A 14,736-nucleotide genomic window follows, 5' to 3' on the forward strand; every position below is an offset into this window, starting at 1 on the left:
CTCGCCCACCTCTGCACCCGCCACCACACCCTCAAAACCGAAACCCCCTGGACCGCCACCCAACACCCCAACGGCACCATCCACTTCCACAGCCCCCTCGGCCACACCTACACCGACCACCCCCCACCCCACGTCACCTTCATCCCCGACAACCAACCCCCACCCTTCTAACAACCCCGCACGCACGCGCACCACCCCACACGCGAGGGGGCGACGCGTCGTCTCGCCTACGGCTCGCTCAGCGACCGGAAGGGGGCACCATGCCACGCGACGGGGCGACGCTTCGTATCGGCTACGGCTCGACCAGCGACCGGAGGCAGGGCGCTTCGACTCGCTCGGTCGGCGACCGGGACGGCGTCGCGGCGGGTCGCTGAGCGAGGAGCGGAGCGACGAGACGGAGCGCCCGCGTTCCGGAAAGCGAAGTCAGCCGTCGATGCCGAGGATGTCGAGCACGTAGACCTGCGCCGAGCCACCGTCTGCGCCGGGGAGCACGACGAGCACCTGCGAACCCACGGTCTGTCCCTCCAGAGCCTGGAGCACGGGTTCGGGAAGGCTCTGCGCCGAGGCGGCCACGGGGGCGGCGTCCCACGTGGAGTCGAGGACGTCCCCGCTCTCCCACGACACCGCGGTGTAGGCGACCCGGGCGGCGTCATCCCCGCCCACTTCGCCGCCGTCGCCCCGCTTGAGCACCTGCACGACGGTGTCCGAGGGAGCGGTCGCGTCCGGGACGATGATGCCGGGTCGACCGTTCGGTGCGCGGACGACAGTCGGTAGGCCGTGACTCTCGGTGAACTGATCAGCACCGTTGGCCTTCGGCAGGTACACCTTGCGCACGTCGACGACGGCCACGGCCGAGTCGTCTTCGGAGATGCCGAGGCTCCCCGCAACGCCCTCCGCGAGGTCTTCGGGAGCGAGGCCCACCACCAGCCGTGAGCCTTCGGTGGCGCACTCCAGTGCGGTCGCGAGGCCCGGGAAGCCTTGCGTCCACTCCGACAGCGGGAACACCCGTGTCAGCTCGCCGTTGTACGGCGTCGCGATGACGGATTCACCGCTCGAACCGCTGCTGATCGCGATGTCGAGGACCACCAGCTGGTTGTCCTCCTCGATCGCCGGCCCGTCGCCGCGCTCCAGCACGTCGGATGAGGTCCTCGTCACGTGGAAGGGAGTTCGGACGTCGAGCTCCGGCTGACCGTCGCCCGAGCCCGACACCTGCACGCCTTCGAGCGCGCCGGCGAACTGAGAGGTGGGGTTGCACGAGGCATCCGGAGCCGCCGTGCAGCCGACGAGTCCGACGGCTGCCAGGGCCGTCACGGCGAGGAGAGCGGAGGTTCTGCGCACCGGATCAGCTTAGTCCGTCGGCTCCGACGCACCCTGTCCCGACGCCTGACGGATGCCTTCCGCGGCCTTCTGCGCCTCGCGAACGCGTTTGCGGAGGTTCTTGTCGGTGATCTCGCGGTCCCCCACGGCCCCGGGAGTCCATGCTTCGATGTCCTCCTCGCCGTAGGTCGGCTTCTTCAGCGCCCGCCGGCGCACATCCGGCGGAACCGCGCCGGGCGCAAGGCGCCGGGCGGTGATGAGGAATCCGGTGTGCGCGACCATCCGATGATCGGGGCGCACGGCCAGTCCTTCGACGTGCCATCCGCGCACCATCGTCTCGCTGGCCTCCGGCTCGGTGAACAGCCCGGTGCCGCGCAGGTACTCCGCGACGCGGCTGAGCTGCGTCGCGGTGGCGATGTAACACAGCACCACGCCCCCCGGAGTCAGCGCATCCGCGACCGCGTCGACGCACTCCCAGGGCGCGAGCATGTCGAGCACCACGCGATCGACGGATCTGGGCGCGACGGCGCCGGGGAGCTCCTCGACCAGGTCGCCCACGACGACGTCCCACGAGGCAGGGTGCTCGCCGAGGAACGTCTCGACGTTCGCGCGAGCCACATCGGCGAACTCCTCACGGCGCTCGAACGACAGCAGTCGCCCGGAAGGCCCGATCGCCCGGAGAAGCCAGAGCGCCAGGGCGCCCGATCCCACTCCGGCCTCGACGACGACGGCACCGGGGAAGATGTCGGCCTGCGCCAGGATCTGGGCGGCGTCCTTGGGGTAGACGATGGCCGCGCCGCGAGGCATCGACATGACGAAGTCGCGGAGCAGGGGACGAAGAGCGAGGTACTCGTGCCCGCCGCTGTTGACCACGACGCTGCCGTCGGGCTGGCCGACGAGGCTCTCGTGCGCGAGCACGCCGTGGTGGGTGTGCAGCTCGCCGCGCTCGCGCAGCGTGATGGTGTGGAGCCGCCCTTTAGGACCGGTCAACTGCACGCGGTCGCCGATGCGGAACGGTCCGCTCAGGTGCGATGTCTCGCTCATCTTCCCTCCTCCGCCCGCCGGCCGTGTGTGGCGTGCAGGGCGCGCAGGTCATTCGTGGTCCGCCCCTCGAGCGTCGGCCACAGCTCGTGGGCACCGGCCCCCTCCAGCGGCAGCATGAGGGGCACGCCGAGGCTGACCGCGCCACTGGCGACCGCGGCGCGCAGGCCGTTCGGCGAGTCCTCGATCGCGACGGTGTCCCGCGGATCGACGCCGAGCGCCTCGCATGCCTGCAGGTACGCATCGGGGAAGGGCTTCGGACGCGGAGCGTCGTCACCAGCGATCACGACGTCGAAGGCGTCGAACTCGATCAGGTCCACGACGCTGTCGGCCATCCGCCGGATCGACATCGTGACAAGCGCCGTCGGGATCCCCTGGGCGCGCAGGTCGGCGAGGAGCTCGCGCGCGCCCGGACGGAAAGGCACGCCCGTCACCGCCAGGGAGCGCATGACGTCATCGGTGAGGGTGTCGATGATGTCGCCGACCCCCATCCGCACGCCCGCCGCCTGGAAGATCCGTGCCGAGTCCTCCAAGCCCAGCCCGACCAGCTGCAGGGCCTGCTCGTGCGACCAGGTTCCGCCGAACCGCTCGACGAGCGGAGTCTCCGCCGCCATCCAGTACGGCTCGGTGTCCACGAGCGTGCCGTCCATGTCCCACAGGACGGCGGCGGGAAGGGGGGAAGTCATCCGACCATCGTATCGAGGGGGCGCGCTCCCCCAGCCGCCCTCGGCCCCCTTCCAGCGTGATGCGCCTATTGTGGAGTCAGCCCTTTCCGGGCAGAGGAGGTTGCGTGGACGCACTGGGTCGTCGGGTCTTGGTCACCGCCTTCGACGGCTGGAACGACGCCGGCGAGGCGGCATCCGCCGCTGTGTCGCTCCTGCGCGAACAGGGCTCCTACGAACCGGTCTTCTCCGTCGATCCGGAGCTGTACTTCGACTATCAGTACACCCGGCCGCACATGGTCGCCGACGGCGAGGGGCACCGGACGCTCCGCTGGCCCGACGCCACGCTGTACCGGCCGACCCACGCTCGCCGGGGCACCGAGCTGTGGCTCCTGACCGGAGCCGAACCCGCGCGCGCCTGGCAGGGTTTCGCGGCGGAGTTCGTCGACGTGGCGTTGCGCGAAGACATCACCGGCATCGTGGCGCTCGGCTCGATGATGTCCGACGTCCCGCACACGCGTCCCATCTCGATCTTCGCCGGGAGCGAGAACGAGCGCATCCGCACGCTCCTGAATCTCGAGCGGAGCACCTACGAGGGGCCCGTCGGCATCCTCAGCGTCCTCAGTACCGTCGCGGATGCTGCCGGCATCCCGTCCGCGAGCCTGTGGGCGAGCGTGCCGCACTATGTCGCCGGCCACACGCCGTCGCCCAAGGCGACGCTGGCCCTCCTCGACCGGCTGGAAGACATCACGGGCGCCGATCTCCCTCGCGGCGACCTCGCGACCGAGGCCGTCGCGTGGGAGGCGTCGATCGACGCCGCGGCGGCGGACGACGAGGAGATGACCGAGTACATCCGCCAGCTCGAGCGCACGCGTGACACGTGGGACTCCCCGGAGGCCTCCGGCGACGCCATCGCGCAGGAGTTCGAGCGCTACCTCCGCCGCGGCGGCGACGGCCCGAGCAAACCCGGCCGGGACGACCCGCCCCGACGGTGAGCCGCGCTCAGTAGGGCTGCAGGACGTTCGTCGCCAGGAGCACCATCAACAGCGCGCCGAGTACGACGCGGTAGATCACGAACGGCAGGAAGCTGCGTCGCTTGATGTACTGCATCAGGAAGGCGATGACGCCCAGGCCCACGGCGAACGCCACGACAGTCGCCACGCCCGTCTCGGCCAGGTTGTAGGGACCGCCCGGCTCGTCGAAGCTCTGCACCAGCTCGTAGATGCCGCTGCCGAAGACGGCGGGGACCGCGAGCAGGAAGGCGTACTCCGCAGCCGCGGGGCGCGTATAGCCGAGCGCCAGACCGAGGGTCGTCGTCGCCCCCGATCGCGAGACACCCGGGATCAGCGCGAGGGCCTGGGCGAACCCGTAGGCGATGCCGTGCGGGTAGGTCAGGTCCTTCAGCTCTCGCCGGCGCTTACCCCACCGGTCGGCGGCGCCCAGCAGCAGGCCGAAGACGATGAGCACGATCGCGACGAGCCACAGGTTGCGGAAGGTGTTGCGGATGACGTCCTGGAAGAGGTAGCCGAGCACCCCGATCGGGATCGTTCCCAGGATGATGAGCCAGCCCATCCGGACGTCCGGATCGTTCCGCGGCACACGCCCGACGAGTGCCTGGGCCCACCGGCTGATGATCCGTACGATCGTGCCCCAGAAGTACACGAGCACGGCGAGCTCGGTGCCGATCTGAGTGATGGCCGTGAAGGTCGCCCCCGGATCGGTCGCCGAAGGGAGGAACTCCCCCACGATGCGCAGGTGTGCGCTGGAGGAGATCGGCAGGAACTCGGTGAGACCCTGCACCAGTCCCAGGATGATGGCCTCGATAACGTGCATGCGCGCCTTTCAGTACGTGCGGAGGAGGTCGGTGAGCACACGCTGGCCGAACACGAGCGCGTCGACGGGGACGCGTTCGTCCACGCCGTGGAACATGCCGGTGAAGTCCAGGTCGCCGGGAAGGCGCAACGGAGCGAAGCCGTAGCCGGCGATCCCCAGCGTCGACAACGCCTTGTTATCCGTCCCGCCGCCCATCAGGTATGGCAGCACCGGCACACCGGGGTCGGCCCGGTCCAGCGCGCCGACCATCGCATCGACGAGGGGCCCGGCGAAGGGCACCTCGAGCCCGATGTCCCGGTGCACGATCTCGACGTCGATGTGCGGGCCGACGATCTCACGGATCTGGGCGAGCACCGCGTCCTCGGTGCCGGGCAGAGCGCGCACGTCGATCAGCGCCTCCGCACGGTCGGGGATGACGTTGTGCTTGTACCCGGCGGTGAGCCCGGTGGGGTTGCTCGTGGTGCGCAGGGTCGAGCGAAGGAAGGGAGCGGCCGGTCCTACGCGGGAGGCGAGCGCATCCGGGTCGCCGCCGGCATCGTCGCCGGTGAGGTCGGCCAGGCCCGCGAGGAACTTCTCCGTCGTCTCGGTGAGGCGCACCGGCCAGGCCGTGCGGCCCACCGCGGCGACCGCCTCCGCGAGAGCGGTGACGGCGTTGTCGGGGTGCAGCCCGCTGCCGTGCCCGGCGCGGCCGCGGGCGACGAGCCGGATCCAGACCAGCGCCTTCTCCCCCACCTGGAGGAGATACGCCCGGGAATCCCCGACCGGGATCGAATAGCCGCCGACCTCGCTGATCGCCTCCGTCGCACCGGCGAACCACTCCGGACGGTCCCGGACGACGAGCGCGGATCCCTCGACGCCGCCGTTCTCCTCATCGGCGAAGAACGTGAGGACGAGGTCGCGCTCCGGCTGCGCGCCGGCGCGGAGCAGGTCCGCGACCGCGGTGAGGATCATGGCGTCCATGTCCTTCATGTCCACGGCGCCGCGCCCCCACAGGACGCCGTCGCGGATCTCTCCGGCGAACGGATCGACGCTCCAGTCCTCCGCCACGGCGGGCACGACATCGAGGTGACCGTGCAGAACGAGCGCCGGCTTGTCGCGATCGCGGCCCGGCACACGCGCAGCGACGTTGGTGCGGCGCGGGATCGGCTCGTAATACTCGGCGCGGAGCCCGAGGCTCTCCAGATAGGCGCCGACGTACTCGGCCGCCTCCCGCTCGCCGTGCGCCTTGCCGCCGCCGAAGTTGGAGGTGTCGAAGCGGATCAGGTCGGCCGCGATGCGCGCGACCTCGGGAAGCTCGGACTCGCTCGCAGGCATGCCGTCTACGCTACCGGGATGCGCTCTCGGCGCCTGCCATCGCGATTATCGGCAGCCCGCACGACGTGCTAATCTCGATCTTCGGTTGCGAAAGCGATTCACCCATGCGCGGGTGGCGGAATAGGTAGACGCGCTAGCTTGAGGTGCTAGTGCCCGTATAGGGCGTGGGGGTTCAAGTCCCCCCTCGCGCACAAATGAAAACGGCCCCGTCAGGGGCCTTTTTCATTGGCGGGCAGGGAGGCCCGCTGCGAGCTCGGCGAAGACGGATGCGGCGTCGTCGTGCCGCGCGAGCGAAGCACCCTGCCCCATCCACAGCGAAAGCAGCTCCTCCTCGTCGCGCTCCGCCGCGACCGCGCGGAACCTGCCGGTGAGCCAGTTCTGCGCGGGGAACGGCGCGATCTCCCCTCGCGCCTCGATCGTGCGGATGGCGCGATTTGCCGCGCCTCGGGCGAGCCGTCCGCTCATCGCGCGAGTGAGGACCGTCGCCTCCGCCGGCGTCCGGCCGATCGCGGCACGATGCGACGGCGGTGCCACCGACTCGCGGGTGCGGAGGAACGCGGTTCCCACCTGCACTCCCGAGGCCCCGAGCGCGAACGCCGCAGCCACACCGCGTCGGTCGGCGATCGCGCCGGCGGCGATCACCGGCACCGACACGGCGTCGACGACCTGCGGCACCAGCGCGAAGGTGCCGACGAGCGAGTTCTCAGCGGGCGCCAGGAAGGACACGCGGTGGCCGGCTGCCTCCGCGCCCGTGGCGACGATCGCGTCCACGCCGCCCTCCTCGAGGGCGACGGCTTCCGCCACCGTGGTCGCGGCCCCGATGATGCGCACGCCCCGCTCGTGCGCCCTCTGCACCGTCTCGGGTCCGGGCACGCCGAACACGACGCTGAGAATGGCCGGCCGCGCCTCCAGGACCGCGTCGATCTGCGATGCGGCGTCGGGGAGGAACTGCGCCGGAGGGTCGGGTATCGCGACGCCGACCTCATCGAAGAAGCCCGACACGACGTCGACGGCGGGCGCGAGATCCACCTCCGCCGGAGCGACCTCATCGCCGGTGGGAAGCCAGAGGTTGAGAGCGAACGGCCGTGTCGTGCGTTCCCGGAGCCGCAGCGCGGTGTCGGCGATGCGGTCGGCGTCGTAGCCGTACAGGCCGTAGGAACCGAGCCCTCCCCGCTCGCTCACCGCGGCCGTCAGATCGACCGATGACAGCCCGCCGAAGGGGCCCAGCACGATCGGCTGCTCGATCCCGAGGAGATCTGCGAGCTGGCGCGCGCTCATGCGACGCTCACCCCGAACGCCAACCCCAGGAGGTAGGTCACCGCAGCAGCCCCGAAGCCGATGAGCAGCTGGCGGGCTGCACGCCGTAGCGGCGATGCGCCCGAGAGAAGGCCCACCGTCGCGCCGGTGCACAGCAGCGCGATGCCGACGAGGACGAGCGCGACGGCCACGGCGACGACCCCCGAGAGCCCGAAGATCCACGGCAGCACCGGGATGACCGCCCCCGAGGCGAAGAACAGGAAGCTCGAGATCGCCGCACCCCACGCCTTGCCCACGACTTCGTTCGTGTCGGTGGCCGTCTCCGGTTCGCCCGCGCGCAGCGCGCCCCTTCCGGAGTCATGCGCAGCGGTCACGACGCGGCGGGCGCGCTGGAGCGCCTGTTCCTCGGGCATCCCCCGCGTCCGGTACACCAGTGCGAGCTCGTTGGCGTCGAGGTCGAGATGCGGCAGGGCGTCGTCGGCATACTCGTTCGGCTGGGTGGCGGCGAGAAGCTCCCGCTGCGAGCGTACCGAGACGAACTCCCCCGCCCCCATCGACAGCGCCCCGGCCAGCAGCCCCGCGATGCCGCTGAAGAGCACGAAGCCCGGCGCGACGCCGGTCGCCCCGATGCCCATCACGAGCGCGAGGTTCGACACGAGCCCGTCGTTGGCGCCGAACACCGCCGCGCGGAAGGTGCCCGAGAGCCGCCGGCGTCCACGGGCCGCGAGGCCTCGCACGACTTCGTGGTGGATCTTCTCGTCCGCGGCCATCGCCGCCGTGGCGTAGGGCTCGCCCGCGTAGGGCGAGCGCCCTTCGGCGTTTTGGGCCAGAGCGAGGACGAAGATCGACCCGAACCGCCGTGCCATCCACGCGAGCGCGCGGGTTCCGAGGTCGGGACGCGGCAGCCGCGCCGGCTCGCCACCGAGGAGAGCGAGCCAGTGCGCCTCGTGGCGGCCCTCGGCATCGGCGAGCGCGAGCAGGATGTCACGCTCCTCGCCGTCGCGGCGGGCGGCGAGATCGCGGTACACCCGCGCCTCGGCGCGTTCGTCGACGAGGTAGCGCACCCAGCGACGGCGGTCGCGATCGGTGGGGTCGCTGAGGGGACGAGACACGGCGGCTCCGATCGGAAAGGATGCTTCCACGCTATCCAGCGCGCATCCGGCGCTCGGCCGGATCGGCGGAACTGCCAGCATTTCGGGGTTCCGAACAGCGGCGAAGGTCAGGAGTGGACGCGCCGGCGGAGCACCTCGATGCGCGCCTGCAGCTGTGCGACGGTCGCGTGCGACACGGCCGGTCCGCCGCAGATGCGCCGCAGCTCCGCGTGCACGAGGCCGTGCGGTTCGCCCGTCTGACGCGCGTACAGCCCCACGAGGCTGTTGAGGAGTTGGCGCTGCTCCTTGAGCGTGCGGTGAAGCGCCTGCGGCGGGGCGGGTTCGACGGCCGTCTCGCCGGATGCCGCGCCCTCGCGGGCCTCGCGGGCCGAGCGGTGGCGCGACTGCCGCGACACGCGCGACATCAGCACCTCGTGCACCTGGTCGGGTTCGAGGAGCCCGGGGATCCCGAGGAACTCCTCCTCCTCCAGCGAGCCCGGTACGGCGAGCTGGCCGAACTCCTTGCCGTCGAACATCACCCGGTCGAAATGGGCGAGCGACCCCAGCGCCTGGAACGTGAACTCCTCGGTGAGCGCGTCGGAGGCCTTCTCGTCGCGCTCGGCGGCGTCCATCAGGTCTTCTTCGGCGTCCCATTCGTCGCCGTCGGAGTCGCGGTCGAGGGCGTGGTCGCGCTGACGCTCGAGCTCGCCCGCCAGCGCCAGCAGGATCGGCACGTTGGGGAGGAAGACGCTCGCTGTCTCGCCGCGACGACGCGCGCGGACGAAGCGCCCGATCGCCTGCGCGAAGAACAGGGGCGTCGCCGCCGAGGTCGCGTACACACCGACGGCCAGGCGGGGGACATCGACGCCTTCGGACACCATCCGCACCGCGACCATCCACCGCGACTCGCTCTGCGCGAACTGCTCGATGCGACCGGAGGCCTCCGCCTCGTCGGAGAGCACGACGGTCGGCGCCTCGCCCGTGATGCCCTCGAGGATGGCGGCATAGGCGCGCGCGGCCGTCTGGTCGGTCGCGATGACGAGCCCGCCGGCATCCGGCACCTGCGCGCGGACCTCGCTCAGCCGCTTGTCGGCGGAGCGCAGCACGGCCGGAATCCACTCACCGTGCGGGTCGAGCGCGGTGCGCCATGCCTGTGCGGTGATGTCCTTGGTGTTGTCCTGGCCGAGCTGGGCTTCCATCTCCTCGCCGGCCTTCGTGCGCCAGCGCATCGCACCGGCGTAGACGAGGAAGAGCACGGGGCGCACGACACCGTCCTCGAGTGCGCGGCGGTACCCGTACGCGTAATCCGTGCGGGAGACGCGGATGCCCTTGGCGTCGGGGTGGTACTCCACGAACGGGATGGGGGCGGTGTCGCTGCGAAACGGCGTCCCGCTCAAGAGCAGGCGCCGCGTCGCGCGGCTGTACGCCTCGCGCAGCGCGTCGCCCCAGCTGAGCGCGTCGCCGCCGTGATGCACCTCGTCGAGGACCACGAGCGTCCGCGCGTCCATCGTGAGGCGCGCGTGCACGGATGCCTTCACCGCGACCTGTGCGTACGTCACGGCCACCCCGTGGTACTGCCGCGAGGGGGCCGCGTGACGGTTGCTGAAGGCGGGGTCGAGGCGGATGCCGACGCGAGCCGCCGCGTCGGCCCACTGCGTCTTCAGGTGTTCCGTGGGGGCGACCACGACGATCCGGTCGACGACCCCTCGGCGCAGGAGCTCACTGGCCAGACGCAGCGCGAACGTGGTCTTGCCGGCACCCGGCGTCGCCGCCGCGAGAAAGTCCCGCGGGCCTTTGCCGGTGCCGTCCGGTCCGTCCATGCCGAAGTAGGCGTCGAGGGCCTCGGCCTGCCAGGCACGAAGGCGTTGCGCGGTGCCCCACGGGGCGCGCTGCGGCCATGTGGGCGAGAGGTGTTCGGCGGCGAAGCTGCCGAAATGGTGCTCGTCGGGGGTGTCGTCGACGGAGAGTTCGGGAGAGGCGAGGGCGTCGTCCACAGCATCCCCTCTCGATCGGTCTTTCCGGCGGCGCGAACATCCACGATAGGCGAGTCCTCCCCCACTCGGATCCCTCCTGCGGGGATAGCCTGATGGGAGGAGGAATCCATGACCGACCCGTCTTCCCGCACGTCGCTCGCGGCCAACGCCGGCCCCCACCCCTGGCGCCGTTTCGTCGCGATCGGCGACTCCTTCACCGAGGGGATCGGTGACCCCGAAGAAGGCTCGCCGGGGGGGCATCGCGGCTGGGCCGACCGGGTCGCGGAGGTGCTCGCGTCGCAGGTCGACGACTTCGCGTACGCGAACCTCGCCGTGCGCGGAAAGCTCATCGGCCAGATCACGGCCGACCAGATCGCCCCCGCACTCGCCCTCCAGCCCGACCTCCTCACCTTCTCCGCCGGCGGGAACGACGTCATCCGCCCCGGCACCGATCCCGACGAGGTCGCGCAGCAGTTCGAGGACGCTGTCGTGCGGCTCTCCCGCGACGGCGCGACGCTCGTGGTGTTCACGGGCATCGACACGAACTTCACGCCCGTGTTCCGCGGCATCCGCGGCAAGATCGCCATCTACAACGAGAACATCCGCGCCATCGCCGACCGCTACGACTGCATCGTGGCCGACCAGTGGGGCCTGAAGGTCGTGCAGGACATGCGCTTCTTCACTGACGACCGCCTGCACTACAACTCTTTGGGGCACCACGAGGTGGCGCGCATGGTGCTTCGTGCACTGAATGTGCCGAACGAGCTGCAACCCATGCAGCCCGATCCGCTTCCGACCACGACGTGGCGTGCCGCGCGGGAGAAAGACCTCGTGTGGGCCCGCGAGTATCTCGTCCCGTGGGTGCTGCGACGCCTGCGGCACCGATCGTCGGGCGACGCCATCACCGCGAAGCGCCCCGAGCCGCTGCCGGTCGTCCTCACCGCCGCGGAGGCCTCCGAGGCGGTCGCACGCGACGACGACCGCTGAGCGGCGTCAGCGGGTGAGTGCCCAGAGGGCGACAGCGGAGGCGGCGGCGACGTTGAGCGAATCCACGCCGCCGGCCATCGGAATCGTCACGATCGTGTCGGCTGCCGCGAGGGCCCGACGGCTGAGCCCGTCGCCCTCCGCGCCCAGGAGCAGCGCCACGCGGTCGGGCCGCGTCGCCGCGAAGGCATCGAGGGCGACGGCGTCGTCCGACAGCGCGAGGGCGGCCAGGTGCAACCCCGCGTCGTGCAGGAGGGGAGCCGCCTCATGCCACTCACCCAGCCGCGTCCACGGGACCTGGAAGACCGTTCCCATGCTCACCCGCACGCTCCGGCGATAGAGCGGGTCGGCGCAGCGGGGCGTCACCAGCACCGCGTCGGCGCCGAGGGCGGCGGCGCTTCGGAAGGCGGCGCCGACGTTGGTGTGATCGACGATGTCCTCCAGCACGACGACCGTCCGTGCACCGGCGACGACGTCGGCAACCGGACGTAACGGCGGGCGATGCATCGCCGCGAGCAGCCCGCGATGCACGGCGTAGCCGGTCACCGCCGCGGCAACCTGCTCGGGCACGACGTAGATCGGTACACCGGGGTCGGGAACGAGCCGCTGCGCGTCGGCGAGCCACTTCTCCTGCACGAGCACCGATCGCGGGCGGTGCCCGGCCGCGAGGGCGCGACCGAGCACCTTGGCCGACTCGGCGATGTAGAGCCCGCCGAGCGGCTCCTGCACCCGGCGGAGTGCCACGTCGGTGAGGTCGCGATAGTCCGAGAGTCGCTGATCGGCTGCATCCGGGATCGCGACGACGGTCATCCCCCCACTCTGCCACCCCTCCGCTGTGGCGCTTCCTCCCCGCTCCCCCGCACCGAGATGCGGCTCCGCAGGCCGCGAGGCGGCACAACGGTGCGGGCGAGCAGGACGAGAGGCGCCCGCGCGAGGGGGCCCCGGCACGCGCCTACACTCGGAACCGGGGAGGTGCGCGTGACGATCGAGCAGCACGAAGCGACCGGCGCGGTCGATCGCGCCGTCGAGATCCTCCGGGGCCGCCGCCTCGCCGTCCTCACCGGCGCCGGAGTCTCCACCGACTCGGGCATCCCCGACTACCGCGGCAAAGGGGCACCCGCTCGCACTCCCATGACGGTGCAGCAGTTCCTCGCCAGCGAGGAGGCGCGCCGCCGCTACTGGGTCGGCGGTCACCTCGGGTGGCGCACGTTCTCCAGTGCGCGGCCCAACGACGGGCACCGGGCGATCGCCGAGCTCGAGCGGTCGGGCGTGGCCGCCGGCGTCATCACGCAGAACGTCGACGGTCTGCATCTTCGCGCCGGCAGCCGCCGCGTCGTGGAACTCCACGGCACCATGCGCCGCGTGTTCTGCACACGCTGCGGCCAGGTCTTCGACCGCCGTGACCTCGCCGAGCGGATGGAACGGGAGAACCCCTGGCTCGCCACCCCCGAGAACGTGCCCCTCGGCCCCGACGGTGACGTGCGCCCGGAGTCGGTCGAGGGCTTCCACATCCCGGAGTGCACGGTGTGCGGCGGGATGCTCAAGCCCGACGTGGTCTTCTTCGGCGAGTTCATCCCGGTCGAGAAATTCCGCGAGGCCGAACAGTTGCTGCAGTCCAGCGACGCTCTCGTCGTCGCGGGATCGTCGCTCGTGGTCAATTCGGGCATCCGTCTGGTCGAGCGGGCGCGACGACGTCGTCTCCCGGTCGTGATCGTCAACCGCGGCGAGACCCGGGCGGATGCGCGGGCGACGGTGAAGATCGACGCCGGCACGACGGAGGTGCTCGGCGCTCTCGCCGTCGCGCTCGCACAGCCGACGTCCATCTGAGCGCCGATACGCTCGGACCGTGACGATCCTGACCTTCGTGCGCCACGGCGAGACCGACTGGAACCGCGACGGGCGCATCCAGGGCACCACCGACATCCCGCTCAACGACACCGGCCGACGGCAGTCGAGGGAGGCGGCGGAACGGTTCGCCGCCGACCGTGACCCCGCGGTTCCCGTGCTCGTGGTCTCCAGCGATCTCTCCCGTGCCGCCGAGACGGCCGACATCATCGCCGAGGTGCTCGGCGCTGCCGAGCCCACGCGCTACCGACGGCTCCGCGAGCGGGCGTACGGCGATGCCGAGGGGCTGGAGGCGGCGGAGTTCGCCAGACGGTGGGGCGACTGGAGCACCGCCGTCATCCCCGGCGCGGAGGCGTGGCCGGATGTGCGCACACGCGCGCTCTCCGCCATCGCCGACATGGTCCGCGACGGTCGACGACGCTACGCCCCCGTCGCGCCGTGGATCATCGCCGTCGCGCACGGCGCGCTCATCCGGCAGGTGATCCGCTTCGCGACCGGCGGTGAGCTGCCCCGCCCCGGAGAGCGCCTGCACAACGCCTCCGCGCACACGCTTCTCGTCGAGCGCGACCACCTGCGGATGCTGGCGCCGGTCGCCGCGATCTGAGTCCCCCGGGGAGCCTCAGGCGCGCGAGAGCACGTGCCGCGCGTGCCGGAGCACCGGCTCGTCGACCATCCGGCCCTCGAAGCGGAAGACGCCTCGCTCACCCTCGGCGGCGCGCAGCACACTCTCCGCCCACTCCCGCAGCTCCGGTGCGGGGCGGTACGCCTCCCGGATGACCCCCACCTGGGAGGGGTGGATGCACGCGGTCGCGGCGAACCCCGAGGCCGCAGCGTCTTCGGCCTCCGCCGAGAGCCCTGTCGTGTCGGCAATGTCGAGGTAGACACTGTCGATCGCCGCCTTCCCCGCCGCGCCGGCGGCGAGGAGGACGCGTGAGCGCGCGTAACGGGCGACCTGACGGTACCGCCCGTCTCCGTCGCGGCTGGACGTGCCGCCGAGGCTCGCCACGAGATCTTCGGCCCCCCACATCAGCCCGACCACCCGGTCGGAGGCGGCGAGCTCGTCCGCGGCCGTCACGCCGCGCACGGTCTCGCACAGCGCCAGGATCGAAAAGCGCGGATCGATCGAGCTGAGCGACGTGGCCGATTCGGCTTTCGCGACCATGATCGTGCGGAAGTCGGTCTGCGCCAGCGTCGCGAGATCGGCGACGAACGCCTCCGTCCCCGGTGGGGAGACCCGCACGATCGTGCGGGCAGGGTCGAGGTCAGCCTCGATGACCGCTCCGCGGGCCGCCGTCTTCGCGTCGGCCGACACGGCGTCTTCGAGGTCGAGGATCACCGCGTCCGCGCGCTCGGCCGCCTTGGCGAAGCGCTCGGGCCGATCGGCGGGGCAGAACAGCAGCGCGGGGCCCATCGCGAAGC

General features: G+C 71.4%; 14 protein-coding genes and 1 tRNA gene. 5 read left to right on the plus strand and 10 right to left on the minus strand.

Annotated elements, in window-relative coordinates; genetic code table 11:
• Positions 1 to 423 precede the first annotated feature (423 nt).
• Genes ACTU3I_RS08830 through ACTU3I_RS08840 form a run of 3 tightly spaced genes read right to left on the minus strand, consistent with a single transcriptional unit; the run spans position 424 to position 3,044 of the window.
• On the minus strand, positions 424 to 1,338 hold the full coding sequence (locus ACTU3I_RS08830) for an FKBP-type peptidyl-prolyl cis-trans isomerase (protein WP_442925315.1): 915 nt from the start codon (positions 1,336 to 1,338) through the stop codon (positions 424 to 426).
• A 9-nt stretch (positions 1,339 to 1,347) separates the two neighbouring features.
• Positions 1,348 to 2,361 carry a tRNA (adenine-N1)-methyltransferase gene (locus ACTU3I_RS08835; protein ID WP_442925316.1) on the minus strand — a complete coding sequence of 338 codons (1,014 nt, stop codon included), beginning with the start codon at positions 2,359 to 2,361 and terminating at the stop codon, positions 1,348 to 1,350.
• Entirely contained in the window at positions 2,358 to 3,044 is a 687-nt protein-coding gene (locus ACTU3I_RS08840; protein ID WP_442925317.1) for an HAD family hydrolase, read from the minus strand. The genes ACTU3I_RS08835 and ACTU3I_RS08840 overlap by 4 nt, the downstream gene beginning before the upstream one ends.
• A gap of 104 nt (positions 3,045 to 3,148) precedes the next feature.
• On the opposite strand from ACTU3I_RS08840, the gene ACTU3I_RS08845 reads away from it, so the two are divergent.
• A complete protein-coding gene (locus tag ACTU3I_RS08845; RefSeq protein ID WP_442925318.1) occupies positions 3,149 to 4,015 on the plus strand; it encodes a PAC2 family protein in 867 nt (288 codons plus the stop codon).
• A 7-nt stretch (positions 4,016 to 4,022) separates the two neighbouring features.
• On the opposite strand, the gene ACTU3I_RS08850 is transcribed toward ACTU3I_RS08845, so the two are convergent.
• On the minus strand, positions 4,023 to 4,853 hold the full coding sequence (locus ACTU3I_RS08850) for an undecaprenyl-diphosphate phosphatase (protein WP_442925319.1): 831 nt from the start codon (positions 4,851 to 4,853) through the stop codon (positions 4,023 to 4,025).
• Positions 4,854 to 4,862: 9 nt separating this feature from the next.
• Positions 4,863 to 6,167 (minus strand): M20/M25/M40 family metallo-hydrolase, encoded by a 1,305-nt coding sequence (locus tag ACTU3I_RS08855; RefSeq protein WP_442925320.1) that lies wholly within the window; start codon positions 6,165 to 6,167, stop codon positions 4,863 to 4,865.
• 106 nt (positions 6,168 to 6,273) lie between these two features.
• Between ACTU3I_RS08855 and ACTU3I_RS08860 the strand changes: the two genes are divergently transcribed.
• Positions 6,274 to 6,358 (plus strand) — tRNA-Leu (locus ACTU3I_RS08860).
• 31 nt (positions 6,359 to 6,389) lie between these two features.
• Here ACTU3I_RS08860 and ACTU3I_RS08865 read toward each other — a convergent pair.
• The 3 genes from ACTU3I_RS08865 to ACTU3I_RS08875 form a co-directional block, all read right to left on the minus strand.
• Positions 6,390 to 7,445 (minus strand): NAD(P)H-dependent flavin oxidoreductase, encoded by a 1,056-nt coding sequence (locus ACTU3I_RS08865; RefSeq protein WP_442925321.1) that lies wholly within the window; start codon positions 7,443 to 7,445, stop codon positions 6,390 to 6,392.
• Entirely contained in the window at positions 7,442 to 8,548 is a 1,107-nt protein-coding gene (locus ACTU3I_RS08870; protein ID WP_442926386.1) for a VIT1/CCC1 transporter family protein, read from the minus strand. The genes ACTU3I_RS08865 and ACTU3I_RS08870 overlap by 4 nt, the downstream gene beginning before the upstream one ends.
• Before the next feature lie 95 nt (positions 8,549 to 8,643).
• The gene (locus tag ACTU3I_RS08875; protein WP_442925322.1) at positions 8,644 to 10,509 is read right to left on the minus strand and encodes a DEAD/DEAH box helicase; all 1,866 of its coding nucleotides are present in this window, start codon (positions 10,507 to 10,509) and stop codon (positions 8,644 to 8,646) included.
• A 108-nt stretch (positions 10,510 to 10,617) separates the two neighbouring features.
• Here ACTU3I_RS08875 and ACTU3I_RS08880 point away from each other — a divergent pair, with 108 nt between their 5' ends.
• Entirely contained in the window at positions 10,618 to 11,475 is an 858-nt protein-coding gene (locus ACTU3I_RS08880; RefSeq protein ID WP_442925323.1) for an SGNH/GDSL hydrolase family protein, read from the plus strand.
• A gap of 6 nt (positions 11,476 to 11,481) precedes the next feature.
• Here ACTU3I_RS08880 and ACTU3I_RS08885 read toward each other — a convergent pair whose 3' ends face one another.
• Entirely contained in the window at positions 11,482 to 12,282 is an 801-nt protein-coding gene (locus tag ACTU3I_RS08885) for a TrmH family RNA methyltransferase (RefSeq protein ID WP_442925324.1), read from the minus strand.
• Between the two features lie 168 nt (positions 12,283 to 12,450).
• On the opposite strand from ACTU3I_RS08885, the gene ACTU3I_RS08890 reads away from it, so the two are divergent.
• Positions 12,451 to 13,299 (plus strand): Sir2 family NAD-dependent protein deacetylase, encoded by an 849-nt coding sequence (locus tag ACTU3I_RS08890; protein ID WP_442925325.1) that lies wholly within the window; start codon positions 12,451 to 12,453, stop codon positions 13,297 to 13,299.
• 19 nt (positions 13,300 to 13,318) lie between these two features.
• Positions 13,319 to 13,921: a histidine phosphatase family protein gene (locus tag ACTU3I_RS08895; RefSeq protein WP_442925326.1), complete on the plus strand. Its 603-nt coding sequence runs from the start codon at positions 13,319 to 13,321 to the stop codon at positions 13,919 to 13,921.
• Between the two features lie 15 nt (positions 13,922 to 13,936).
• Here ACTU3I_RS08895 and ACTU3I_RS08900 read toward each other — a convergent pair whose 3' ends face one another.
• Positions 13,937 to 14,728: an HpcH/HpaI aldolase/citrate lyase family protein gene (locus ACTU3I_RS08900; protein WP_442926387.1), complete on the minus strand. Its 792-nt coding sequence runs from the start codon at positions 14,726 to 14,728 to the stop codon at positions 13,937 to 13,939.
• Positions 14,729 to 14,736: the final 8 nt, after the last annotated feature.

The sequence above is a fragment of the Microbacterium sp. RD1 genome (assembly GCF_052220165.1).
GTDB lineage: Bacteria > Actinomycetota > Actinomycetes > Actinomycetales > Microbacteriaceae > Microbacterium.